The sequence below is a fragment of the Burkholderia sp. AU44665 genome (assembly GCF_030504405.1).
Taxonomy (GTDB): domain Bacteria; phylum Pseudomonadota; class Gammaproteobacteria; order Burkholderiales; family Burkholderiaceae; genus Burkholderia; species Burkholderia semiarida.
Genome location: NZ_JAUJRI010000003.1, coordinates 298,437 through 320,216, shown reverse-complemented (window position 1 = coordinate 320,216; position 21,780 = coordinate 298,437). Strand labels below are relative to the sequence as shown.

At 68.1% G+C, this 21,780-nt stretch carries 26 protein-coding genes; 15 read left to right on the top strand and 11 right to left on the bottom strand.

Features of this window, described 5'->3' with window-relative positions:
• Window positions 1-26: 26 nt before the first annotated feature.
• The 5 genes from QZM15_RS09945 (at window position 27) to QZM15_RS09925 (ending at window position 3,845) form a co-directional block, all read left to right on the top strand.
• The gene (locus tag QZM15_RS09945) at window positions 27-431 is read left to right on the top strand and encodes a cupin domain-containing protein (protein ID WP_059644407.1); all 405 of its coding nucleotides are present in this window, start codon (window positions 27-29) and stop codon (window positions 429-431) included.
• Window positions 432-541: 110 nt separating this feature from the next.
• Entirely contained in the window at window positions 542-1,555 is a 1,014-nt protein-coding gene (locus QZM15_RS09940) for a LysR family transcriptional regulator (protein ID WP_059581680.1), read from the top strand.
• Window positions 1,556-1,760: 205 nt separating this feature from the next.
• Window positions 1,761-2,516 (top strand): SDR family oxidoreductase, encoded by a 756-nt coding sequence (locus QZM15_RS09935; protein ID WP_302106294.1) that lies wholly within the window; start codon window positions 1,761-1,763, stop codon window positions 2,514-2,516.
• A gap of 20 nt (window positions 2,517-2,536) precedes the next feature.
• Window positions 2,537-3,052: an Ohr family peroxiredoxin gene (locus QZM15_RS09930; protein ID WP_060968205.1), complete on the top strand. Its 516-nt coding sequence runs from the start codon at window positions 2,537-2,539 to the stop codon at window positions 3,050-3,052.
• Window positions 3,053-3,092: 40 nt separating this feature from the next.
• Entirely contained in the window at window positions 3,093-3,845 is a 753-nt protein-coding gene (locus QZM15_RS09925; RefSeq protein ID WP_302106293.1) for an SDR family NAD(P)-dependent oxidoreductase, read from the top strand.
• 60 nt (window positions 3,846-3,905) lie between these two features.
• On the opposite strand, the gene QZM15_RS09920 is transcribed toward QZM15_RS09925, so the two are convergent.
• Window positions 3,906-4,334: a PRC-barrel domain-containing protein gene (locus QZM15_RS09920; RefSeq protein WP_059581669.1), complete on the bottom strand. Its 429-nt coding sequence runs from the start codon at window positions 4,332-4,334 to the stop codon at window positions 3,906-3,908.
• A 373-nt stretch (window positions 4,335-4,707) separates the two neighbouring features.
• Complete coding sequence (locus QZM15_RS09915; RefSeq protein WP_059581668.1) at window positions 4,708-5,838, bottom strand: 3-deoxy-7-phosphoheptulonate synthase; 1,131 nt, start codon at window positions 5,836-5,838, stop codon at window positions 4,708-4,710.
• 349 nt (window positions 5,839-6,187) lie between these two features.
• Between QZM15_RS09915 and QZM15_RS09910 the strand changes: the two genes are divergently transcribed.
• Window positions 6,188-6,742, top strand: a complete 555-nt coding sequence (locus tag QZM15_RS09910; RefSeq protein WP_059581666.1) for a hypothetical protein — start codon at window positions 6,188-6,190, stop codon at window positions 6,740-6,742.
• Window positions 6,743-6,900: 158 nt separating this feature from the next.
• Here the strand turns inward: QZM15_RS09910 and QZM15_RS09905 are convergent, their stop codons facing one another.
• Window positions 6,901-7,608 (bottom strand): YceH family protein, encoded by a 708-nt coding sequence (locus QZM15_RS09905; protein ID WP_059644423.1) that lies wholly within the window; start codon window positions 7,606-7,608, stop codon window positions 6,901-6,903.
• Between the two features lie 407 nt (window positions 7,609-8,015).
• Here QZM15_RS09905 and QZM15_RS09900 point away from each other — a divergent pair, with 407 nt between their 5' ends.
• Window positions 8,016-8,777, top strand: coding sequence for an SDR family oxidoreductase (locus tag QZM15_RS09900; protein ID WP_302106292.1), 762 nt, complete (start codon window positions 8,016-8,018; stop codon window positions 8,775-8,777).
• Between the two features lie 17 nt (window positions 8,778-8,794).
• On the opposite strand, the gene QZM15_RS09895 is transcribed toward QZM15_RS09900, so the two are convergent.
• Genes QZM15_RS09895 through QZM15_RS09885 form a run of 3 tightly spaced genes read right to left on the bottom strand, consistent with a single transcriptional unit; the run spans window position 8,795 to window position 11,225 of the window.
• Window positions 8,795-9,499, bottom strand: a complete 705-nt coding sequence (locus tag QZM15_RS09895) for an MOSC domain-containing protein (protein WP_302106291.1) — start codon at window positions 9,497-9,499, stop codon at window positions 8,795-8,797.
• On the bottom strand, window positions 9,496-10,392 hold the full coding sequence (locus QZM15_RS09890) for a dihydrodipicolinate synthase family protein (RefSeq protein WP_060968201.1): 897 nt from the start codon (window positions 10,390-10,392) through the stop codon (window positions 9,496-9,498). The genes QZM15_RS09895 and QZM15_RS09890 overlap by 4 nt, the downstream gene beginning before the upstream one ends.
• Before the next feature lie 50 nt (window positions 10,393-10,442).
• Entirely contained in the window at window positions 10,443-11,225 is a 783-nt protein-coding gene (locus tag QZM15_RS09885) for an aldolase (protein WP_059644435.1), read from the bottom strand.
• A gap of 145 nt (window positions 11,226-11,370) precedes the next feature.
• Between QZM15_RS09885 and QZM15_RS09880 the strand changes: the two genes are divergently transcribed.
• Both QZM15_RS09880 and hutC read left to right on the top strand, forming a co-directional pair.
• Window positions 11,371-11,913, top strand: a complete 543-nt coding sequence (locus QZM15_RS09880; RefSeq protein WP_059644440.1) for a helix-turn-helix domain-containing protein — start codon at window positions 11,371-11,373, stop codon at window positions 11,911-11,913.
• Window positions 11,914-11,944: 31 nt separating this feature from the next.
• Window positions 11,945-12,682 (top strand): histidine utilization repressor, encoded by a 738-nt coding sequence (hutC, locus tag QZM15_RS09875; protein WP_059581643.1) that lies wholly within the window; start codon window positions 11,945-11,947, stop codon window positions 12,680-12,682.
• Between the two features lie 66 nt (window positions 12,683-12,748).
• Here hutC and QZM15_RS09870 read toward each other — a convergent pair whose 3' ends face one another.
• On the bottom strand, window positions 12,749-13,606 hold the full coding sequence (locus tag QZM15_RS09870; protein ID WP_059581640.1) for a phytanoyl-CoA dioxygenase family protein: 858 nt from the start codon (window positions 13,604-13,606) through the stop codon (window positions 12,749-12,751).
• Between the two features lie 585 nt (window positions 13,607-14,191).
• Between QZM15_RS09870 and QZM15_RS09865 the strand changes: the two genes are divergently transcribed.
• The gene (locus tag QZM15_RS09865; protein WP_089465868.1) at window positions 14,192-14,671 is read left to right on the top strand and encodes a helix-turn-helix domain-containing protein; all 480 of its coding nucleotides are present in this window, start codon (window positions 14,192-14,194) and stop codon (window positions 14,669-14,671) included.
• Complete coding sequence (locus QZM15_RS09860; RefSeq protein ID WP_089465869.1) at window positions 14,668-15,357, top strand: nucleotidyl transferase AbiEii/AbiGii toxin family protein; 690 nt, start codon at window positions 14,668-14,670, stop codon at window positions 15,355-15,357. Before QZM15_RS09865 ends, QZM15_RS09860 begins: the two co-directional genes overlap by 4 nt.
• Here the strand turns inward: QZM15_RS09860 and QZM15_RS09855 are convergent.
• Entirely contained in the window at window positions 15,354-15,527 is a 174-nt protein-coding gene (locus QZM15_RS09855; protein ID WP_226093803.1) for a hypothetical protein, read from the bottom strand. The two genes, QZM15_RS09860 and QZM15_RS09855, sit on opposite strands and share 4 nt — an antisense overlap.
• On the opposite strand from QZM15_RS09855, the gene QZM15_RS09850 reads away from it, so the two are divergent.
• Both QZM15_RS09850 and QZM15_RS09845 read left to right on the top strand, forming a co-directional pair.
• Complete coding sequence (locus tag QZM15_RS09850; RefSeq protein WP_302106290.1) at window positions 15,526-15,750, top strand: hypothetical protein; 225 nt, start codon at window positions 15,526-15,528, stop codon at window positions 15,748-15,750. The two genes, QZM15_RS09855 and QZM15_RS09850, sit on opposite strands and share 2 nt — an antisense overlap.
• A gap of 27 nt (window positions 15,751-15,777) precedes the next feature.
• On the top strand, window positions 15,778-16,641 hold the full coding sequence (locus QZM15_RS09845; protein ID WP_059581630.1) for a LysR family transcriptional regulator: 864 nt from the start codon (window positions 15,778-15,780) through the stop codon (window positions 16,639-16,641).
• Between the two features lie 220 nt (window positions 16,642-16,861).
• Here QZM15_RS09845 and QZM15_RS09840 read toward each other — a convergent pair whose 3' ends face one another.
• The 3 genes from QZM15_RS09840 to QZM15_RS09830 all read right to left on the bottom strand — a co-directional run bounded on the left by QZM15_RS09840 (window position 16,862) and on the right by QZM15_RS09830 (window position 19,841).
• Window positions 16,862-17,335 carry a nuclear transport factor 2 family protein gene (locus QZM15_RS09840; RefSeq protein WP_124658178.1) on the bottom strand — a complete coding sequence of 158 codons (474 nt, stop codon included), beginning with the start codon at window positions 17,333-17,335 and terminating at the stop codon, window positions 16,862-16,864.
• A 54-nt stretch (window positions 17,336-17,389) separates the two neighbouring features.
• On the bottom strand, window positions 17,390-18,574 hold the full coding sequence (locus QZM15_RS09835; RefSeq protein ID WP_059644457.1) for an amidohydrolase family protein: 1,185 nt from the start codon (window positions 18,572-18,574) through the stop codon (window positions 17,390-17,392).
• Window positions 18,575-18,641: 67 nt separating this feature from the next.
• Window positions 18,642-19,841, bottom strand: a complete 1,200-nt coding sequence (locus tag QZM15_RS09830) for an amidohydrolase family protein (protein WP_302106289.1) — start codon at window positions 19,839-19,841, stop codon at window positions 18,642-18,644.
• A 464-nt stretch (window positions 19,842-20,305) separates the two neighbouring features.
• On the opposite strand from QZM15_RS09830, the gene QZM15_RS09825 reads away from it, so the two are divergent.
• Together QZM15_RS09825 and QZM15_RS09820 are read left to right on the top strand one after the other, a co-directional pair.
• Complete coding sequence (locus QZM15_RS09825; protein WP_059581620.1) at window positions 20,306-20,953, top strand: glycine zipper 2TM domain-containing protein; 648 nt, start codon at window positions 20,306-20,308, stop codon at window positions 20,951-20,953.
• A gap of 285 nt (window positions 20,954-21,238) precedes the next feature.
• Window positions 21,239-21,748, top strand: a complete 510-nt coding sequence (locus QZM15_RS09820) for a GNAT family N-acetyltransferase (protein ID WP_059582180.1) — start codon at window positions 21,239-21,241, stop codon at window positions 21,746-21,748.
• Window positions 21,749-21,780: the final 32 nt, after the last annotated feature.

Here is a 21,780-nt window from a genome sequence, read left to right as displayed (position 1 = left end):
CGGCGGCGGTCACTGGAATACATCCCATGATTCGCTTGAAACATGCCGTCGCATCCGCGCTCCTGGTCGCGGCCGCCACCGCCGGCGCCGCCCATGCGGCGCCCTCGGCCATCGTCACGACGCTGATGACGAAGCCGCTCGACGACTATCCGGGCAAGGAAGCCCAGATGATCTCGGTCGAATACCCGCCCGGCGCTGTCGACCCGGTTCACCGCCACCACGCCGACGCATTCGTCTATGTCGTCGAAGGCTCGATCGTGATGCAGGTGAAGGGCGGCGAGCCCGTCACGCTGAAACCGGGCCAGACCTTCTACGAGGGCCCGAACGACCTGCACACGGTCGGACGCAACGCGAGCCAGACCCGGCCCGCGAAGTTCATCGTGCTGTTGTTGAAGGACAAGGGCGCGCCCGTGCTCGTGCCGGAAAAATAGCCGGCTCGTACGCCGCCGCAGCCTTTTTTGAAAAAATGCGGCGGGCGGTGTCACAGGCGGCAGCGCTGAAACGTCTAGTCGCATACGGACACCACGATTCCAGCGCCACCATGCCCGACACCTCCATCCGCCGCCCCGATGCCGACGACCCGTTCGCGCGCAGCTTCTCGACCTGCTACGCCGGTGTGGTCACGTTCCTGGCCGTCGTCACCGAGGGCAGCTTCGCGCGCGCCGCCGACCGCCTCGGCGTCGGCCGCTCGTCGGTCAGCCGCCACGTGCAGCGGCTCGAGGACCGGCTCGACGCACGCCTGTTCCAGCGCACCACCCGCAGCATGTCGCTGACGCGCGAAGGCGAGCTTTTCTACGAAAACTGCCGGCCCGGCATCGAGCATCTGGCGCAGGCGCTCGAGGACATGCGCGAGCTGCGCAGCGGGCCGCCTAGCGGACACCTGCGCATCGGCGCGACGCCGGGCTTCGGCCGCAAGGTCATCGCGCCGCTGCTGCGCGACTTCCATGCGCAGTATCCGGACATCACGCTCGAACTGCTGCTGAACGACCGGCCCGTCGATTTCTCCGCCGACCGCATCGACGTCGCGTTTCGCGACGGCCGCATGGAGGACAGCGCGATCGTCGCGCGCCGGCTGATTCCGATGCAGATGATCGTCTGCGCGTCGCCGTCGTACGCGCATCAGCACGGCTTGCCGCGCCACGTCGACGATCTCGAGCGGCATCGCTGCATCAACCTGCGCACCGCATCGGGCCGCGTGACGGAATGGGAATTCAGGATCGACGGCGTGACGCAGCAGCGCCAGATCGCCGCGCATCACACGTTCAACGACATCGATCTCGTCGTGCAGGCGGCGCTCGACGGGCTCGGCATCGCGCAGTTGCCCGCGTACCAGGTGTGCGACCTGCTCGCCGACGGCCGGCTGGTGAGCTGTCTCGGCCAGCACGCGCCGGACGACGGCGGCCACTATCTCTGTTACCTGAGCCGCAAGCACCTGCCCACGCGGATCCGCGTGTTCATCGACTACATGATCGAACAGACGCGTGCGCGCGAACTGCACTGCCCGGCGACGATGACGACCATGACGACGACGGCGCCGCTGGAGGCGGTCGATTGATGCATTCGCGGCAACATGGTGAGGGCTTGCAGGACACTGGCGGATCGCGCGGCGCATGCCTACGATGCGGGCTGTTCGGCAGGCACGCGCATACGGCGCGGCGCCGCTCGGCAAGGCGGCGGCCCAATCGCGCGAACGCGATCGGCGCCGGTTTCGGCAGGTTCAAGCGGCGCGCATGTCGCGCGCCCGTTCAAGGAGAGCAATCGTGAAGATCGTCGTCATTGGTGGTACCGGCCTCATCGGCAGCAAGGTCGTCAGGAACCTGATCGCACGCGGCCACGACGCGGTGGCGGCAGCGCCGTCGACGGGCGTCGATACGATCACGGGTGCGGGGCTAGACGACGCGCTCGCCGGCGCGGAGGTCGTGGTCGATCTCGCGAATTCGCCGTCGTTCGAGGAAGCGGCCGTGAAGGCATTCTTCGAGGCGTCGGGACGCAACCTGTTCGCCGCGGAGCGTGCGGCCGGCGTGCGCCATCACGTCGCGTTGTCGGTGGTCGGCACCGACCGGTTGCAACAGAGCGCGTATTTCCGCGGCAAGATCGTTCAGGAAAACCTGATCCGCGAAGCGGGCGTGCCGTACACCATCGTGCGCTCGACGCAGTTCTTCGAATTCGTCGGCGCGATCGCGCAGGCTGGCGCGCAAGGCGACACGGTCCGCTTGACCACCGCGCACTTCCAGCCGATCGCATCGGACGACGTCGCGGCCGCCGTGACCGATTTCGCGCTCGATGCGCCGCGCAACGGCATCGTCGAGATCGGCGGCCCCGAGCGCGTGCGGATCGCCGATCTGGTCGAACGTTTCCTGTCGGCCACGCACGACGCGCGCACGGTGACGCGGGATGCGGACGCCGACTACTTCGGCGCGGTGCTGCAGGACGACACGCTCGTGCCGGCGCCCGGCGCGCGCCTCGGCGCGACGACCTTCGACGCGTGGTTCCGGCAGCACGCGCTCGCGCGCTGACCACCGCCGGATCGCACACCATGACGCCACTGCGCCCGCCGCCGCTGTCGCTGCTCGACCGGTATCGCGGCCGAGAACCGCAGACGCTGTACTCGACGACGGTCACCGTCACGGGCGGCGAGGCCGAGCACGGCCGCGCATCGGGCGTCGCGCGTTCCGACGACGGGCGCCTGGATGTCGCGCTGCGCCTGCCGTCCGCGCTGGGCGGGCCCGGCGACGGCCCGAACCCGGAGCAACTGTTCGCCGCGAGCTATGCGGCGTGTTTTCACGGCGCGCTGAGCCTGCTGGCCGCACGGGCGGGCGTAGCGATCGCCGGCGCGTCGGTGTCCGCATCGATCGACTTCTGCCGCGATCCGATGGACGGGCTGTTCATGCTGAACGCGAACATTCGCGTGCGGCTGCCGGGCGTCGAACGCACGTTGGCGGAAGAACTCGTCCGCAATACGGAGCGTTTCTGTCCGTATACGAAGATGGCGCACGAGGGCATCAGCCACATCGTGGCGCTTGCGCCGGCGGACGATGCGCCCGAACGCTAGACGGCGCGAACGTTCCACCCATCGTCTTCACGAGGGAGTCATGCAGTCATTCGACAACAAGGTGGTCCTCATTACCGGCGGCGGCGCCGGCATCGGGCGGGCGGCGGCCGTCGCGTTCGTACGCGAGGGGGCGCGCGTCGTCATCACGGGCCGCCGCGAAGAGGCGCTTTCCGCCGCCGCGCGCAGCGCGCCGGGCATCGACTACGTGGTCGCGGACGCCGGCAATCCGGCCGACGCCTCGCGCACGATCGACGAAACGGTCGCACTGGCGGGGCGGCTCGACGTGCTGGTCAACAATGCGGGCGCGGGGGCGATCCTGCCGCTCGAGTCGGCGACCTTCGACGCGATCAGCGCGATCTTCCGCGTCAATACGCTCGGGCCGTCGATGCTCGCGACCGCCGCGCTGCCGCATCTGAAAGCGGCGCGCGGCAGCATCGTCAACGTGTCGAGCACGTTCGGACACAAGGCAGCGGCGCTGTTGTCGCACTATGCGGCGAGCAAGGCCGCGCTCGAGCATCTGACGCGCTGCTGGGCGCTCGAGCTCGCATCGGCGGGCGTGCGCGTGAACGCCGTTGCGGCGGGCCCGACGGAAACGGACTTCCTGTCGGAACGGATGAAGCTGTCGGAAACCGACATCGAAGCGATCAAGGCGCAGGAGCGCGCGCGCATTCCGCTCGGCCGGCGTGGCGAGCCCGCGGACGTCGCGAGCTGGATCGTGTCGCTCGCGTCACCGCAGGCGGCATGGATGACGGGGCAGGTGATCACGGTCGACGGCGGGCTCGACGCAACCTGACCGTCGCCGGAGCGCGCGTCACCCGTCGCGACGGGCGACGCGTGACGCGCAGGTAGCGGATCAGTGCTTTTCGTCGACCTTCTTCGGCTTCGGCGGCGACGGCACCTTCGCGTACTGGAACGCCGGCGTGGCCTTCAGCGCCTCCTTCGTCGCGCCGGGCAGGTAGATGTTGCCGTTGCGCACGTCGAGCGACGCGATCGGCACCGCGACGTCATGCGCGGCCACGCCGAGGAAGCCGCCGGCTGACACGATCGCGGCGGACACCGAGCCGTCCGGCGCGACGATCAGGTCGCGCACCTTGCCGACCTTCTGGTTGTCGTCGTTGTATACGGTCTTGCCAAGCACGCTCTTCTTCACGCTCCAGCCTTCGAGCAGCGCCTGCGACTGCTCGACGGTCACGCTGATCGGCTGCGCGCCCGCGATCTGCGCGTGCGCGCTGACGCTCGAGGCGAGGACGGTTGCTGCGATGAGGGTCTTGTAGAACTTCATGTTTCATGCACTCCGGTGCGGTTGTTGTGGATTCCGGGCGCGAAGCGGGCGCAACGGCTGATCGGTGGCCGCCCCACGGATGGCCGCCCCGCGCTTCGTCGGTCGCGTGACGGCCGGCCGCACCGCCACTGCGCGTGTGCGTGGCGGACCGGCGTGGCCGGACTGCGGCGAGCAACACGTCTTTCATGGTAGCGGCATTCGCCGGATCGTGCGTTCACGATGCAACACGGCAGATGGGGCAAGCCGGATCGGGATCAACGATCGTGCGGACAAGTGGAGCGAGCGGCCCCGAAAAATGGCGCCGCGGCCTGCCGATCGGGACAACCTCACGAAACGCATACCCGGCCTTCGGGGCGCATCGGACCACGCGGCGTCACGCATTGCGCGAATACGTTCGCCGGTGCCGCACGGCGTCGGCCAGCACGTCGAGCACAGGCTCCGTCTGCGTCCAGCTCAGGCACGCATCGGTGATCGACACGCCGTACTTGAGCGGCACGCCGGGCTTCAGGTCCTGTCGGCCGGCTTCGAGATGGCTCTCCACCATCACGCCGACGATCCGATGCTCGCCCTGCCCCAACTGCCGCGCGAGATCCTGCGCCACCTCGATCTGCCGCTCGTGCGACTTGTTCGAGTTCGCATGCGAGCAATCGACCATCACCTGTTCGCGCAATCCGGCCTTGCGCAGCACCGCGCAGCTTGCTTCGACGTGCTCGGCGTCATAGTTCGGGCCGTTCTTGCCGCCGCGCAGGATCACGTGCGCATCGTCGTTGCCGCGCGTCTCGAAGATCGCGGCCATCCCCATCTTCGTCATCCCCATGAACGCATGGCTCGCGGCCGCGGCGACGATCGCGTCCGACGCGACCTGCACGCCGCCGTCGGTGCCGTTCTTGAAACCGATCGGGCAGCTCAGCCCCGACGCCAGCTGGCGGTGGCTCTGGCTCTCGGTGGTGCGCGCGCCGATCGCGCCCCACGCGATCAGGTCGGCGATGTACTGCGGGCTCAGCAGGTCGAGGAATTCGGTCGACGCCGGCAGGCCGAGCGCGTTGATGTCGAGCAACAGTTGCCGCGCGGCGCGCAGCCCTTCGTTGATGCGGAAGCTGCCATCCAGGCGCGGATCGTTGATGTAGCCCTTCCAGCCGACCGTCGTGCGCGGCTTCTCGAAGTAGACGCGCATCGTGATCAGCAGGTCGTCCTTCAACGCGTCGGCGGCCGCCTTCAGCCGGCGTGCGTAATCGAGCGCCTGGTCGTGATCGTGGATCGAGCACGGGCCGACGACGAGCAGCAGGCGGTCGTCGCGGCCGTGCAGGATATCGCCGATCGCGCGGCGCGTGTCTTCGACGAGCGTCTGCGTGGCGGCCGGCACCGGCAGTTCGTCGAGCAGCAGCGCGGGCGAAATCAGCGGGCGCACCGCGCCGATGCGCACGTCGTCGATGCGCGTGGTGTCCTGCGTCGCGTCGGCGCTGCCTACCTCGCGATCGTGGGAAGGATTGTCGAGGTTCTGCATGGTGATTCTCCGGGGGACGTCTGTCTGGAATGATGGGCAGGCTCGATTATGGCACTCGCGCGAGACGGTAGCGGCTTGCGGCGGGGGAAGGCGGGAGGCCGCCGCGGGAATAGGGCCGACGTCAAAACGAGGCAAAAAAGGCGTGTCGCAAGGGTTCGCCCGCCGTTCGCCGCGTTGCGCGGCGTGGTGGCCAGCAAGCGGCCCGGCCGTTCGGCCGAGTGTTCGCGTGCGGGCGAAGTACCGTACGATCGCAACTGTCCGGTAGCGAAGCGGCCCGTCGGGTGACGTCCGCCGCTTCGCGTACCACTTGCCTGCGACCACGCGTTCCCTGCCCGACCGACACATCACGATGACCGTTTCCGAATTGCTCCGCGCCATCCGCCAACCCTATGCCGATCTGCTCGCGAAAGCAGCCACGCAACCGGCAGTCGTCGTCGAACCGGCCTACCGGCGGGACGATGGCACGCTGGCCACCGAAGGTCCGCTCGCGCTGCCGTGCCGCGCCGATACCATCGCCGCCGAAGGCGAATCGGCCGGCGAGCCCGCGATGGTCGACTCGGCCACGCAACTGGATTTCGAGCCGTTCGCGTTCGAGCTCGAAACGGCGGCCGTGTCGATCCGCCCGTTCGTCTGGGACTGGGCCGCGGTCGAAGCCGACGGTCTCGACGAAACCGCTGCCAACGATGCCTTCAAGACGTGGTTCCTCGCGTGGTTCGACGGGGACGACGAGAACACGCCAGCCGAGGATGGATTGCACGGTATCGTTCACTACCTGTCGGAACCGGTTCGCACGGAACAGGGCTGGCGCATCCACGCGGATCTCGGTTCCGCGCCGGAGACGGCCGTCGAGGATCTGCTGTTCCGGCTCGTCGATGCCGGCGCGACGCGGATCAGTGTCGGTTGACATGCATCTTCATCATTCACGCACCGTCATGAAAACCATCCTGTTGTCGCCCGTGATGCGCCCGTTGATCCGAAGCGCGTGTCGCTACCTCGTCCCCGGCGTCAAGCTGAAGTAACGCGGCGGTGCGCACGCTCCGCCGTCATTGCATCGGCAGACGATCAGCCCGCGTCGCCCGGCGCGTCGGCGTCGATGCCGAGTTCGCTCGCCATCCGCTGAACCAGCGCATTCAGTCGCGCCACTTCGTCCGCCAGGCGCTTCTGCTCGGCCTTCAGCGCTTCGAATTCGGAAGGCGGCACCGAATCCGCGCCGCCTGCATCCGCGCTCGCGAAGTCGGCCATGTTCACTTCGCCGCACATCAGGTGCATCCAGCGGTTCTCGCGCGCGCCCGGTGCACGCGGCAGGCGGACGACGAGCGGCTGCGCGCGCGCGGCGAGTTCGTCGAGGAACGCCTCGACCGACGAGATATCCGCGAAGCCGTGCAGGCGCGCGCTGTTCAGGCGCAACTCCGCGGCCGTCTGCGGGCCGCGCAGCAGCAGGATCGTCAGCAGCGCGATCGCCTGGCTCGGGATGCCGAGCACGCGGTTCATGTTGTGCTCGAAGCGCGGCACGCGGCTGCTGCTGCCCTCCATCACGAGGCTCAGGTGCTTCAGCCCGTCGAGCGCGGTCGTGACTTCGTCCTCGCTCACGTTCATCACGGGCGAGCGCGCGGTTTTCTGGTTGCAGCCGGCGGTCAGCGCGTTCAGCGACAGCGGATAGGTATCTGGCACCGTGTGCTGTTTCTCGACGAGCACGCCGAGAATGCGGGCCTCGAGGGGCGTGAGTTCGCGAAGGGCGCGGGGCGTGGGCGTATCCGGCGTGGTGTTCATGGGTGGCGTCGCAGCGTGCAGCAGGTGAAGGGAACGGTCGCGGCCCGCGCGGCATCGCGCACGGGCGAGGCATATGATAGCTCGCGACGCGTGTCCCGGCGCCGCTCGCCGCCCCCGCGTGCGCACGTGCCGCAGCGGGCTTTCGTCGGACGTGGCGGTGCGCCCGATGGCACGCGGCATCACGCGGCGATGCATGCGCGCGCCGCACCGCCGATTCATCGTCCACGCGCGCCCGGGGCGTTTGCGCGATGCGCATGCCGGCGCTACGATATGCGTTCATCCCGATACCCGCGGCGCCGCGCGCGACCGTCTTCGCACGCCGACGCGACACATGACTCGCCGAACGCGCCGCCGCCGTGCCGCGCGCCGCTCGTCACTCCTGCTCACCCGCTCACCGGTTCACCACCATGACTGCATCTTCTTCCGCACACGTGCGCGCCATCGTCACCGGACACACGCGCGGCGTCGGCGCGGCGCTCGCCGAACAACTGCTGCAGGAAGGCATCGTCGTGCTCGGCGTGTCGCGCAGCCGTCATCCGTCGCTCGCGTCGCAAGCCAGCGACCGCTTCGCCGAAGTCGAACTCGATCTGTCGGACACGACGGCCGTCGCCACCTGGCTGGCCGGCGACACGCTGCGCGGCTTCGTCGACGGCGCGTCGCTCGTGCTGCTGTTCAACAACGCGGGCATCGTCGATCCGATCGGCCCGCTCGCCGCGCAGGACCCGACGATCGTCGCCCGCGCGGTCGGACTGAACGTCGCCGCGCCTCTGATGCTGTCGGCGGCGCTCGTGCAAGCCGCATCGGCGTCGACCGAATGCCGGATCGTGCACCTGTCGAGCGGCGCGGCCCGCAACGCGTATGCGGGCTGGAGCGTCTACTGCGCGACCAAGGCCGCGCTCGATCACCATGCGCGCGCCGTCGCGCTCGATGCGAACGGCGCGCTGCGCATCTGCAGCGTCGCGCCGGGCGTCGTCGATACGGGCATGCAGGCCACGATCCGCGCGACCGGCGAAGATCGCTTCCCGATGCGCGGGAAATTCGACCAGTTGAAGTCGAGCGGTGCGCTCGCCACGCCCGAAGCGACCGCCCGACAACTGATCGGCTATGCGCTGAGCGACGCATTCGGTGCCGAGCCGACGGCCGACGTGCGCAACCTGCCGACGAAGTAAGCGCCGGACGCGGCCCGTCATCCCTCGAGCCGCTTCGTCCAGTCCTCGACCTGCCGCTCCGTGCGGCGCCTGTCGAGCATCTTGCGCCAGCCGGGCGGCAGCAACGGCACGTCGCACAGCGCATCGAGCGCCGCCATGTCGAGCGTGCGCCGATACAGCACGTCGAGCACCGCCGACAGCGGCCATTGCGGGTAGCGGCGCTCAAGCAGCGCCAGCACATCGCCCGGCGCGACCCAGCCTTCCTGCAGCACGCGGTAATACCAGCCGGTCCGGCCGCTTTGCTGCACGAGCGCCGCCATGCGCGGATGATCGAAGCGCGCGTTGAGCTTCCAGCACGGCTGTCGCGACTGCGAGACCTGAAGCACCGCGCCGCCCAGCGTGAACACGTCGCCGAGACACACGTCGTGCTCGGTGATGCCGCGCGTCGACAGGTTCTCGCCGAACGCACCCGGCCGGGCGAGCACGTCGCGCGCGCCTATCTGCGCGGCCCACCACGCATAGTGATCGTGCGCATAGTGGTGGACGGCCTTGTCGGGGCCGCCGTGATGCCGCGTATCGGCCTGCGCGTCGCCGGCAAACCCGAGCGCGCCCAGCCACAGACGCGCCTCCGTCGGCTGCTTGTCGATCGCGCTCGCGTGCGGTGTGCCGGCAAGCGGCCGGCTCGCGCCGATCCGCACCGCGCCGATGGCGACCGCGATCGCCGGCCGTGCGTCGTCGCTCATGCCGCCACACCGTCCGGCAGCGTCGCGAGCAGGCGCTCGAGCTCGCGCGTGCGTGCCTCGCCGAGCGGCAGCAGCGGCCGCCTCGGTTCTCCTGCGTCGAAGCCGCGCAGCCTCAGCCCGGCCTTCACGGTCACTGGCAACCCGCCGTTGACGATGAACTGCAGCAACGGCAACTGCGCGTGAAAGACCGATCTGGCGCGCGCGAGATCGCCTGCGCGCATCGCATCGAACAACGCGAGCGGCAACGCGGCATTCAGGTTCGGCGCGGCCGTGCACCATCCGGCCGCGCCGGCGGCCAGCGCGGCAAGCGCCATCGGATTGCTGCCGTTGTAGAACGGGATCGTCCCGTCGCTCAATTGCGCGAGCCGATGCATCCGGCCGATGTCGCCGGTGCTTTCCTTGACCATCGTCACGTTGTCGACGGCCCGGCAGATCGTCACGATCAGGTCCGGCGACATGTCGACGCCGCTCGTCGCCGGGTTGTTGTACAGCATGACCGGGATGCCGATCGCGTCGCCGATCGCGCGATAGTGCGCGACGATCTCGTCGTTGCCGAGCTTCCAGTACGACACCGGCAGCACCATCACCGCATCGGCGCCGGCCTGTTCGGCGAAGCGGGCACGGCGCACCGCGCCCGCCGTGGTGAGATCGGAAATCCCGACGACGGTCGGCACGCGCCGGCGCACCGCGTCAATCGACGCGGCGGCGACGGCCTCCCATTCGGCGTCGGACAGGTACGCGCTTTCGCCGGTGCTGCCCAACGGCGCGATCGCGTGAACGCCGTCGGCGATCAGGCGTTCGATCAGCGCGTCGAGCGCTTTGAGATCGACGCCGCCGTCGGCGGAGAACGGGGTGACCGGGTAGGCAATGATGCCTTTCAGCAGGATGGACACGATGGGTATTCCTCAATGATGGTCTGACGGAGTTGAAGCGATGCGCCGATTCACGCGACGCAATCCCGATGCGTACGCAACGCGCGGCGCGCGTAGTAGTCGAACGTCACCGCATCGCGTTTCGGCTTCGAGATCCAGTCGTGCGCTTCACGCGCCAGCGCCGGCGGCACCGGCCTGATCTCGCCGGCCGACATCGCGAGCAGTTGCAGCTTCGCCGCGCGCTCGATCAGCAGCGCGAGGATGCAGGCCTCCTCGATCGTCTTGCCGACCACGAGCTGGCCGTGATGCGCGAGCAGGATCGCGCGCTTGTCGCCCAGCGCCTTCGAGATGATCTCGCCCTCCTCGTTGCCGACCGGCACGCCCGGCCAGTCCTTCAGGAACGCGCAATCGTCGTACAGCGGGCAGGTGTCCATGTGCGACACCACGAGCGGCTGCTCGAGCATCGACAGCGCCGCGACATGCGCCGGGTGCGTGTGGATGATGCAGTTCACGTCCGGGCGCTCGCGATAGATCCACGTATGGAACCGGTTGGCCGGGTTCGGAATGCCTTCGCCGTCGACGACGTCGAGATCCTCGTTGACGCGCAGCAGGTTCGCGGCCGAGATCTCGTCGAAGCCGAGCCCGAGCCGCTGCGTGTAGTACGTGCCGGCCGCGTCCGCGCGGCAGGTGATCTGCCCGGCCAGACCCGAGTCGTGGCCCGCGTCGAACAAGATCCGGCACGTCAGCGCGAGCTTTTGCCGCGCGGACCAGCCGCTGTCGCCCACCTCGTTTTCGAGCCGCCGCTCCGCCAGCGCGACCAGCGCTTCCTTCGTCAAATTCAGCGTTTCCGCCATGTTCGCCTCCTGAATGAACCGGGCCGGCCGCACCGCTCGCGACCGTCTCCCGGGTGTCCCACGCGATACGAATGACACACGATACACCGAATGACACTTTGTGTCATGCGTTACAATCGGTTTTTCGAAGGACACCTGGCGCACCATGACGATTCGCCTGAAACTGCTGAGAAAACAGAAGGGCTGGACGCTCGACGTGCTGGCCGACGAAACCGGTCTCACGAAGAGCTACCTGTCGAAGGTCGAACGCGGCCTGAGCGTGCCGTCGATCGCCGTCGCGCTGAAGCTGTCGAAGGCGCTGAACGTCGACGTCGAGCAACTGTTCTCGGAAAGCCGCAACCGCGAACTGATCACGGTCACGCGCGCCGGCGAGCGCACCGCGATGGGCGCGGCGGCCGACAGCCATGCGCACCGCTTCGAGAGCATCGCGGCCGGCGTCGCGCCGAAGAAGATGCTGCCGTTCGTCGTGCATCCGCCGCACGAATTCGTCGCGTCGACGTTCCGCGAGCACGAAGGCGAGGAATTCCTGTTCGTGCACAAGGGCCGCGTCGAAATCGAATTTCCGAACGAGACGGTGCAACTCAGGGCCGGCGATTCAGTCTATTTCAACGCGCTCATCCCGCACCGCACGCGCAGCCTCGGCACCGCGCAGGCGGAGATCCTGGTCATCGTCAGCCACGACGACTAGCCTCGTCACTTCTTCGCGCAAGGATCTTCCGATGGTCACCAAGGCCACCGCACCGTTCCAGCAGATCAAGACGCTCGTTCGCCAGAACGTCGAGTCCGGGGACTGGCGCCCCGGCGACCGCATTCCGTCCGAGCTCGATCTCGCCGCGCAGTTCGGCGTCGCGCGCATGACGGTCAACCGCGCGCTGCGCGAGCTGACCGAGGAAGGCGTGCTCAAGCGCATCGCGGGCGTCGGCACCTTCGTCGCCGAGGTGAAGCCGCAGTCGAACCTGCTGATGATCGCGCATATCCGCGACGAGATTCGCGCGCGCGGCCACGAGTACCGCTGCCGCGTGCTCAGCCAGTCGCGCGAGCCCGCGTCGTTCGACGTCGCGGCCGCGTTCGGCCTGCCGGTCAACACGCCGGTCTTTCACGTGGTGTGCGTGCACGAGGAAAACGGCCGCCCGATCCAGCTCGAGGACCGCTACGTGAACCCGGCCGCCGCGCCCGGCTTCATCGATCAGGATTTCCAGACCGAGCCGCCGTCCGAGTATCTGTACAACAACGTGTCGCACGACGAACTGGAAATCGAGCACGTCGTCGACGCATCGCTGCCGACCGGCGAACAGGCGCGGCTGCTCGACATGCGCGCCGACGAGCCGTGCCTCACGCTCACGCGCCGCACGTGGACGGACGGGCTGCCCGTCACGTTCGTGCACTTCCTGCATCCGGGCAACCGCTACCGGCTCGGGTCGCGCTTCAAGCCGGGCGCGGGGCGCCACCCGACCTGATCGCTTGTCGCACGCCCCAGACGCACGGCGGCCGTTTCGTCACGAAACGGCCGCCGCGTTCGTTATCTACACTGCTCCGATCGCACCCACCTGCCCCGCGTCGCGCGACCACACGACCGGAAACAACGGGTGATCGAGCGGCGCGCCATCGGCCAGTTGCGCCGCGAGCCCCGGGAAATCGGGCGAGGTTTTCCAGCGGCGCGGCGCGTGACGGATGTCGTCGCCGACGAAGCGCAGTGAAAACGCGCGCCGGCGGTTCTGCGTGCCGCCCGACGCATGCAGCGTGAGCATCCGGAAGCACACCATGTCGCCGGGTTCGAGCGCCCAGCGGCGGATCGGAAAGGCCGCGCGATCGGCTTCGATGTCGGGCAGGTCGGCGAGGCTGCCTTCCGGGAACCACTTCGCCTCCTTGTCCATGAACGTGCGCGGCATCAGCCACGGGCCGCGGTGCGAGCCGGCGACGAATTCCAGCGTCGATTCGAGCGGCACCGGGTCGACCGGAATCCACATGCTGACGTTGTCGTCGCCTTCGATGTTGTAGTACGGCTGATCCTGATGCCACGGCGTGCGCTGCCGCGTGCCGGGCTCCTTCACGAGCAGGTGGTCGTGATGCAGCCGCACGGTGTCCGTGCCCATCAGCGCGGCGGCGACAGACGGGGCCGGCGAGCGCGCGATGAAGTGGCGATACGCGTCGTTGTGCTGCCAGTTGCAGAAATCCTCGAAGAACCAGCCCGGATCGTCGGGCCGGCTCGCGACTTTCGCGCGTTCGCTCGGCTGCGCGAGGTTCGCGTCGATGCCGGCCCGCAGCGCGGCCACTTCGTCGGGGGAAAAGATGCCTTTGATGCAGACCGCGCCTTCCTCGCGGAACGCGGCGATCAGTTCGGGCGTCACGGCTTGCGCGACGCGATCCGGGATACTCGTCATGGTGTGCCTGTCGGTCGAATGAGTGGCGGGGTCACGGTGCCGAAGTCAGTTGCCTTGCGCCGTAGGTGTCGACACGAGCGGCGCGAACGCCGGCGCGGTAACGAGGAGCGTTGCGGTGCGGGTCATGGCGTGTCCTTGAAAGTCTCGACGCGGCGGGCGACGCCGGCGTCCGGTGGAGGCGCTGCGACGGGATGCCGGCGCTGGGCGCGAAAGACAGGGACTTCGATGAAACTGCGATGCAGTCTAGACTGCTCAATTTTCGAGCGCAAGCGGGGAAATGGGGAGCGCGGCGGATGGAAGATGCGGACTGAGAAGACGGGAAAATCCTCCGCTGAAGGCCTTTCTGCGGAATTTTCGGTTATTTACCGCGTGTGACAAACGTCTGTCGCAAGGCGTGTTTTCGAGGTGTCAGCGAGACGCGGCGGTCTATACCGTCAACCACGGCGACGCATTTCCCCGATGTTCCATCGAACCGGTCGGCAACACGCCCTATACCGCCAAGGAATTTTTCAGCACCGACATCACGCTCGAGATGTAAGATATAGCTTACATTGAAGAGCACCCAGCCGTCGTCGGGAGGTCGCCATGCAACTCTATGAAATCGGACAGGCCGTCGCAAAACGGCGGGCCCAACTCGACCTCACTCAGGCGCAACTTGCCAAGCTCGCAGGGTTGTCTCGCCTTACCATCAACCAACTCGAAGCCGGCAAGGTCAAGGATCTCGGTATCAACAAGCTCATCCCGTTGCTCAGTGTGCTCGGCATTGAACTCCTGGTACTTCCGCGACAGGCTCAAAACGGGCTTTACAAAGCCGTCGTGAGCGCAAACGTCAGCTACAAGGGCGAACTGACCGAACGCCTTCTGGCTGAGGCGTTGACCACGGGACGGATTCCGAAGGGATACGAATCACAGTTCTCCGTCATCCTCGACGAGGTGCCACTCCCTGTCGTGGTGAAGGCGGCAGAGGAAGCCGCCGAGCGCTCGGGCACCCCGCTTCGGACCATCTGGAAAAATCTTGCCGCCTGGTCGAAGGAGCTTCATCTGTATCGGGAGGTGTGGGCATGACCGCACCATCCACGTTGCCCGACGGCCCGTGGCAAGGTCTTTTTCGCCACGCACTGACACTGATCGACGAGATACGAAAGCATGGCACGTCGAATCCGTTCTGGACATTTGGCGGAGGCACCGTCCTCATGCTGCGTCACGGCCATCGCGTCAGCAAAGACGTCGACATCTTCGTACCCGATCCCCAGTATCTCGGGTACGTGAATCCCCGCATCAGCGATGCCGCGTCCGACATCACGCCGAATTATGAGGAACACGCCGGGTTCGTGAAGCTGATGCTTCCCGATGGCGAAATCGACTTCGTGGTCTCCCGGAATCTGACGTCTCCCGGTTACGACGAATGGACCCTGATGGATCGCGTCGTCAAGGTCGAGACTTCGGCGGAAATCATCGCCAAGAAAATGTGGCACCGCGGTGATCGTCCGACTGCGCGGGACCTGTTCGATCTGTGCCTGGTCATCGAGCGGGAGCCGGGAAGCCTGATCGAAGCCGGTGCGTTCCTCGTTCGGCATCGCGACACGTTTCTGCGTCTGCTCAACGAGCATCGCGCCTTCGTACGACCGCGCTTCGACGACATTCGGACACTCGGCTACGCGCCGTCGTTCGACTATTGCATTGAACTCGCCGATGCATTCCTGCGAAAACTCCCCGGTGGCACGCCCGAACCAAAATCGCGCCGCCGCTAAACCTGACGCGCCCCCGCCGCCGCCAACACCCGCTCGACCTCCCGATACCCGCTTTGCCGCCCACGCCGCAGCGGCGTCACGCCGTTCGAATCGGCAAGATCGACGTTCGCATGCGCATCGACGCGCAACTGCACGATCCGCACGTACCGCTCGCTGCCGTCGCCGGCCATGCTTGCCTCCAGCAGCGCGGTCGATGCAAACGAGCCGATGATCGCGATCCGTTTGAAAAACATCCGGTTCCCTCCCGACGTGCCGGCGCTCGTCGACGCGCGGCCGATACGATGGGTCGAGCGCCCCGAGAACGCCGCGAAATACCGCGCCCAAGTCGGGCGAAACCGCGATTGCCCGCGCCGTCCGGTCATGTTAAAAATCGTCGCACACATTTGGAAATGAAATGCTCTTATCCATATAAGTGCAGAAATGAATAGACCCCTGTTCGACATCGATCTGCTGCGCGCGCTCGTGATGGTCGCCGATTGCGGCAGTTTCACGACGGCGTCCGCACGGCTACATTCGACGCAGTCGACGGTCAGCCAGAAGGTGCGCCGGCTCGAGGAGATCGCCGGCCACCGCCTGCTCGACCGCGGCACGCGCGACGTGCGGCCGACCGACGCGGGCGTGACGGTGCTCAGCTACGCGCGGCGCATGCTCGCGCTGAACGACGAGATGCTCGAAGCGCTGTCGGGCGCGACGGTCGCGCTGACGATCCGGCTCGGCGTGCCCGACGATTTCGCGGCGGGCCGCACGACGCACGCGCTCGCGGCGTTCAAGCGCGAGCATCCGCAGGTCAAACTCGAAGTGACGTGCGGGCTGAGCCGCGACATCAGCGCCGCGTACGATCGCGGGGAACTCGATCTCGTGCTGATCAAGCAGCGGCGCGACAGCCGCGAGGCCGTCGTGCGCTGGCCGGAGAAGCTGCGCTGGATCGACAGCGCGAAGCATCCGTCGATCGATCTCGACCCGGTGCCGCTCGTCGTGTTCCCGCCGCGCGGGCTCTATCGCGACGACATGATCAAGGCGATCGAGGAGCGCGGCCGCCGCTGGCGGATCAGCTTCACGACGTCGAGCCTGAGCGGCATCCAGGCGGCCGTCGCCGACGGGCTCGGCATCAGCGTGCTGCCCGCGCGCGTCGTGACGGACGAGCATGTGGTGCTGACCGCGAAGCAGGGCTTCGCGCCGATCGAGCACATGGACATCGCGATCCTGCACCGACCGACGGCCGACCCGATGGTCGGCGCGCTGACGAAGACGCTCGCGAAGATGCTGGAACTCGAAGGACGCTAGGGTCTGTTTACATCCGGAACGCACATGCGAATGCGCGAAATCGCTCGTCCCCCAAGGGGACTTCCTTGCGGGGGCGCAGGCAAGGAGGAAGGAGCGCCGTTTGGCCGAGCCAAACAAGTGACGCGCAACGCCGCCATGCGGGCGATTTCGGGCATTCCCCTGGAATGATTTTTGAATTTGGGGTGGCCACGAGAACGGCCCCTGGGCAACGCGGATCGCGTCAGAACATCGTGTTGCCGTTCGCCGCCGGCTCGGGCACCGGCTGGTTGACGTCCCAGTGTTCAACGATCTTGCCGTGTTCGAGCCGGAAGATGTCGATGATCGCGCTGCCGCGCGTGCCGGGTTCGCGCACCGCGTGCACGTGCAGGATCACGTAATCGCCGTCGACGAACGCGCGCTTGATCTCGCTGTGCGACTGCGGATATGTGTCGCGCAGAAACGCGACGAACTTGCGGAAACCGTCGCGGCCGTCGGCCGCGTTCGGATTGTGCTGCACGTAGCGATCGCCGACGTACGCGAGCGCGGCGTCCGCGTCCTTCTCGTTCAGCCCTTTTTCGTAGAACGCGAGCACCGCGCGCCGGTTGGCTTCCTGCTGCGCGTCGGCCGGGCCGGCCGCCACCGCATGCGCGGCGCTCGCGGCGAACAGGGCCGCCGCCATCCATCGTGCGGCCCGTGCCGCGGTCGTGCGTCGCATCGTGGTCTCCCGAAATCCGGCCGAAAACCCGATCATACCGGCGCGACGCGGCGCTCAGACCAGCGCGCCGTCGCGCGCGACGATCTTCCCGGACGATACGACGAGGCGCCGCACCGGCCGCGCGACGACGGCCTCGGCGAACGTCAGTGCATCGACGAGCACGACGTCCGCGCGATTGCCCGGCTGAAGCCCGTAATCCGCGAAGCCGCAGCCGCGTGCCGCGCCGTGCGTCACGCAGTCCAGCGCGACTTCGAGCGCATCGTCGCGGCGGAAATCGTTGCGCATGCCGATCAGCATCGCGCGTTCGAGCATGTCGGGCGAACCGTACGGCGTCCACGTATCGCGCACGCCGTCGTTGCCGCCGATCACCGTCACGCCCGCCGCACGGCACGCGGCCACCGGCGGCACCGGCACCGCCGCCGGCGCGGTCGTGACGATCGCGACGCCGAGCGCCGCCATCCGCGCGAGCAGCGCATCGCGCTCGCGTTCGGCGATATCGCCAAGGCAAAAGCCATGGCTGATCGCGACCTTCCCGTGCATCCCGTGCGCGGCCGTGCGCTGCAGGATCAGGTCGAGCGAGTACGCGCCCATCGAGCCGCGCTCGTGCAGATGGATATCGAGCCCGCGGCCGTGGCGCGCGGCGATCGCGAACAGCACGTCCACCGCCTCCACCGGATCGCCTTCGATCGCGCACGGATCGAGCCCGCCGAGCACGTCCGCGCCGGCGTCGAGTGCGTCGGACAGCAGCGCATCGGTGCCCGGCCGCTGGAGCACGCCCGATTGCGGAAACGCGACGATCTGGATCTCGACCTGCCCGCGCAGCGTCTCGCGCGTCGCGAGCACGCCGTGCAGATGGCGCAGCCCGGCTTCGGTATCGACGTCGACGTGCGTGCGGATGCGCGTCGTGCCGGCCGCGAGAAACGCGCGCGCCAGCGCGAGCGAGGCGGCGCCCGCGTCGTGGCCGCTCGTCGCGCGATAGTGGCGCTCGTTCTCGATGCGATCGACGAGGCGCGGCCCGACCTGGTTGCGATACCACGGCATCCCCCAGTGGGTCTTGTCGAGGTGCGTGTGGCCTTCGACGAGGCCGGGCAGCGCCAACGCGAGCGCGCCGTCCTCGATCGCGCAGCCGGCGGGCGCGTCGAGCGACGGACCGACGCGCGCGATGCGATCGCCTTCGATCAGGATATCGACCGCGGCGTCGGCGCGCGTGCGCACATTGCGGATCAGCAGGTTCGTCATGTCGGCTCCGGTCGGGTCGGTCGGTGCAAGGCGGACACGGCGGGTGCCGCGCCGCCGGTCGGGCGGGTCAATGCGCGAAGCGCAGCGACGGCGTGAGCGGTGCGCCCGTATCGCTTTCGCCGCGGCGGAATACCCAGCGTTCGGCCGGCACGCCCGCGACGGCCGCCGCCGCGTTCGGCGCGCGCACCGCGACGAAGCTCGCGTCGCAGCCGACCGCGATTCCATAGTTCTCCTTGCCGATCACGCGAGCGCCGGCGTGCGTCGCCATGTCGAGCGCGATGCCGAGCGCTTCGTCGGTGTAGAAACCCGACCGGTAGCCGACCATCATCGCGCGCTGCAGCATGTCGCCGTTGCCGTACGGCCACCACGCGTCGCGGATGTTGTCGTTGCCTGCGAACACGTGCACGCCCGCGTCGCGCAGCCGTCGCACCGGCGGGAACGCGCAGTCGCCCGGCGCATTCGTCAGGATCGACACGCCGGCTTCGGCCAGTGCCGCGGCGGTGCGCTGCACGTCGTCGTCGCTCACCTGGCCGAGCGCGTACGCATGGCTCACGTTCACGCGCCCGCCGAGCCCGGCCGCGCGCGTGCGCGCCGCGATCCGCAGCAGTTGCGCGATGCCCGTTTCGCCCGGCTCGTGCAGATGGATGTCGATCTTCGCGCCGCGCTTCTCGGCGATGCCGAACACGATGTCGAGCTGGCCGTCCGCGTCGCCGTCGAGCGTCGTCGGGTCGATCCCGCCGACCACGTCCGCGCCTTCGCGCACGGCTGCGTCGAGTATCTCGGCAGTGCCCGGGCACGTGATCACGCCGGCCTGCGGAAACGCGACCAGTTCGATGTCGACGATGCCGCGCCATCGTTCGCGCGCGGCCATCACGGCGTGCAGGTTCGACAGGCCGGTCGTCGCATCGACGTCGACGTGGCTGCGCATCGCGATCGTGCCGAACGCGGCGGCCTGCGCGATCAGCGCGTTCGCACGCTCGACGATCGGCGGCGCGGCCGCGAGCTGGCGCTTCTCGACCGCGAGCCGCTCGCGCAGCGAGCCGACCGGTTCGTGCGGCACCCAGCGATCGCCGACGAAGCTCTTGTCGAGATGGATATGGCCGTCGACGAAACCGGGCAGCACGACGCGGCCGTCGAGGTCGATCGTCTGCGCGCCGGGCGCGGCGGCGCAATCGGCGCCGATCGCGGCGAAGCGGCCGTCACGGACGACGAAGTTGACGGGCTGGCCGCCGGCGTCGACGGCGTTGAGGAAGAGTCGTTCGGTCATGGCTTGATAGGTGGAGCGGTCGCGGCGCGACACCGGCGCGGACAGGGGGAGGAACCGCGGCCGGCGCGGCGCGACCGTTGGCAGGGAATCCGGCCACGATATCGGACGCCGCTGCGCGAGGCCAATTAAATGTCGCGATGCCGCGCATTCGATTTCCCGATGCGCGGCGCGCAGGGCCGCCGGGCCGGGCGCGGGACAGGTTACGCCGGCCGTGGAAACGGCTGGAATGTCGGCGGCCGCGCATGGGCCGCATCGCCCACCCGCGGGTGCCGGGAAGCCGCGTCGCGCCGTTGCGCGCGGGGGCTTCGACGCGCCGCCCAGGCGGCGATTTACGCGGCAACAGACTTTACACGTTGTTACCCGGCCGCACCGGACGCGCATCCGCCCATTCCTTATACTCACGCCGAGTTCGCCACCCATGACGGGAATCCATCGGCGGACACGTTGCCGATGCAGGAAACATCATGATGCGCATGCCTTCCACGAAGACCGTTCTGTTCGCCTCGCTCGTCGCCGTGGCGGCGCTTCCGCTCACCGCCTGTGTCGCGCCGGGCTACTACGGCGCGCAGCCCGGCTATCCGCAGCAGCAATACGCGACGCCCGGCTATGCGCAGCCCGCGTATTCGCAACCGGGTTACGTGCAGCAGCAACCGGCGTATCCGAATCAGGCGCCGCAACCGTACGATCAATACGGCAACCCGTCGCAGTACGGATCGCAGCCTTACGACCAGTACGGCAATCAGCAACAGCAATACGCGAACCCGTACGGCACGCAGTACGGCACCGTGTCGAACATCCAGCCGGTCAGCAGCTCGGTCGGCCCGTCGGGCGTGGCCGGCACCGTCGTCGGTGCGCTGGTCGGCGGCCTCGTGGGCAACCAGTTCGGCCGCGGTCACGGCCGCGATGCGGCAACCGTGATCGGCGCGCTCGGCGGGGCGGTGGCGGGTAACCAGATCGGCCAGCAGATGGGCGCCGCGCAAGGCCCGAGCAGCTACCGGATCGACGTGCGGGTCAGCGACGGCTCGATGCGCTCGTTCGACGTGCAGTCGCCGGGCAACCTGCGTCCGGGCGACCGCGTGCAGATCAACGGCAATCAGCTGTCGCGCTATTGATGCCGCCGGCGGGCGCGTGAGCCGATCGCGCGCACGTCGTTTGTTTGACGTCGTGCGCCTGACCGGCGCGACGGCGCATGCGCTTGACGCGCTCCCGCCTTGATGGCGGTACGACGTACCGCCATCACTGTCCCGTCCGTTCACGATCGTGCGCGCCGCGCGCGCGCCGCACCGCACCGCACATCGCCACGCGGCATCCGGATTCCTATTAGGATAAGCACGATGCATCCCGCGACCGCGGCAGCGGCGCGCCGGCATGCACGCCCTCGACCGGAATACCCCCCGATGACGATCACGATCCGCCTGCTTGACGCCGCCGACGCGGCGCAGTTCCAGACCGTCCGCCTGCGTGCGGTCGACACCGCGCCAACGTCCTTCCTGCCGACGCTCGACGAAGAATCGCAGGTGCCGGTCGACGAATTCGCGAAGCGCCTCACGCCGACGCAGGTTCAGGCCGTGTTCGGCGCGTTCGACGGCGACACGCTCGTCGGCATCACCGGCGTACGCCGCGATGCACGCACGAAGATCGCGCACAAGGCGACGATCTGGGGCGTGTACGTCGACGCCGCGTATCGCGGGCAACGCATCGCGCACGCGCTGCTCGACAGCGCGACCGCGCATGCGGCTCAGGCGTGGGGATGCAGCCAGTTGATGCTGTGCGTGAACGAGGTCAACCGTACCGCGGAGCGACTGTATGCGTCGCAGGGGTTCGTGCGGTTCGGCACGGAGCCGCGCTCGATGTTCGTCGATGGACGCTTCTACGACGAGCACTACATGATCAAGACGCTGGCGTAACCTGATGGCGTTCGCGTGCGGGCACCGGCCGG

Coding starts and splice junctions, on each gene's coding strand:
- QZM15_RS09945 (WP_059644407.1), top strand. CDS start 27: ATGATTCGCTTGAAACATGCCGTCGCATCCGCGCTCCTGGTCGCGGCC.
- QZM15_RS09940 (WP_059581680.1), top strand. CDS start 542: ATGCCCGACACCTCCATCCGCCGCCCCGATGCCGACGACCCGTTCGCG.
- QZM15_RS09930 (WP_060968205.1), top strand. CDS start 2,537: ATGACGCCACTGCGCCCGCCGCCGCTGTCGCTGCTCGACCGGTATCGC.
- QZM15_RS09925 (WP_302106293.1), top strand. CDS start 3,093: ATGCAGTCATTCGACAACAAGGTGGTCCTCATTACCGGCGGCGGCGCC.
- QZM15_RS09920 (WP_059581669.1), bottom strand. CDS start 4,334: ATGAAGTTCTACAAGACCCTCATCGCAGCAACCGTCCTCGCCTCGAGC.
- QZM15_RS09915 (WP_059581668.1), bottom strand. CDS start 5,838: ATGCAGAACCTCGACAATCCTTCCCACGATCGCGAGGTAGGCAGCGCC.
- QZM15_RS09910 (WP_059581666.1), top strand. CDS start 6,188: ATGACCGTTTCCGAATTGCTCCGCGCCATCCGCCAACCCTATGCCGAT.
- QZM15_RS09905 (WP_059644423.1), bottom strand. CDS start 7,608: ATGAACACCACGCCGGATACGCCCACGCCCCGCGCCCTTCGCGAACTC.
- QZM15_RS09900 (WP_302106292.1), top strand. CDS start 8,016: ATGACTGCATCTTCTTCCGCACACGTGCGCGCCATCGTCACCGGACAC.
- QZM15_RS09895 (WP_302106291.1), bottom strand. CDS start 9,499: ATGAGCGACGACGCACGGCCGGCGATCGCGGTCGCCATCGGCGCGGTG.
- QZM15_RS09885 (WP_059644435.1), bottom strand. CDS start 11,225: ATGGCGGAAACGCTGAATTTGACGAAGGAAGCGCTGGTCGCGCTGGCG.
- QZM15_RS09880 (WP_059644440.1), top strand. CDS start 11,371: ATGACGATTCGCCTGAAACTGCTGAGAAAACAGAAGGGCTGGACGCTC.
- hutC (WP_059581643.1), top strand. CDS start 11,945: ATGGTCACCAAGGCCACCGCACCGTTCCAGCAGATCAAGACGCTCGTT.
- QZM15_RS09870 (WP_059581640.1), bottom strand. CDS start 13,606: ATGACGAGTATCCCGGATCGCGTCGCGCAAGCCGTGACGCCCGAACTG.
- QZM15_RS09865 (WP_089465868.1), top strand. CDS start 14,192: ATGCAACTCTATGAAATCGGACAGGCCGTCGCAAAACGGCGGGCCCAA.
- QZM15_RS09860 (WP_089465869.1), top strand. CDS start 14,668: ATGACCGCACCATCCACGTTGCCCGACGGCCCGTGGCAAGGTCTTTTT.
- QZM15_RS09850 (WP_302106290.1), top strand. CDS start 15,526: ATGCTTGCCTCCAGCAGCGCGGTCGATGCAAACGAGCCGATGATCGCG.
- QZM15_RS09855 (WP_226093803.1), bottom strand. CDS start 15,527: ATGGCCGGCGACGGCAGCGAGCGGTACGTGCGGATCGTGCAGTTGCGC.
- QZM15_RS09845 (WP_059581630.1), top strand. CDS start 15,778: ATGAATAGACCCCTGTTCGACATCGATCTGCTGCGCGCGCTCGTGATG.
- QZM15_RS09840 (WP_124658178.1), bottom strand. CDS start 17,335: ATGCGACGCACGACCGCGGCACGGGCCGCACGATGGATGGCGGCGGCC.
- QZM15_RS09835 (WP_059644457.1), bottom strand. CDS start 18,574: ATGACGAACCTGCTGATCCGCAATGTGCGCACGCGCGCCGACGCCGCG.
- QZM15_RS09830 (WP_302106289.1), bottom strand. CDS start 19,841: ATGACCGAACGACTCTTCCTCAACGCCGTCGACGCCGGCGGCCAGCCC.
- QZM15_RS09825 (WP_059581620.1), top strand. CDS start 20,306: ATGATGCGCATGCCTTCCACGAAGACCGTTCTGTTCGCCTCGCTCGTC.
- QZM15_RS09820 (WP_059582180.1), top strand. CDS start 21,239: ATGACGATCACGATCCGCCTGCTTGACGCCGCCGACGCGGCGCAGTTC.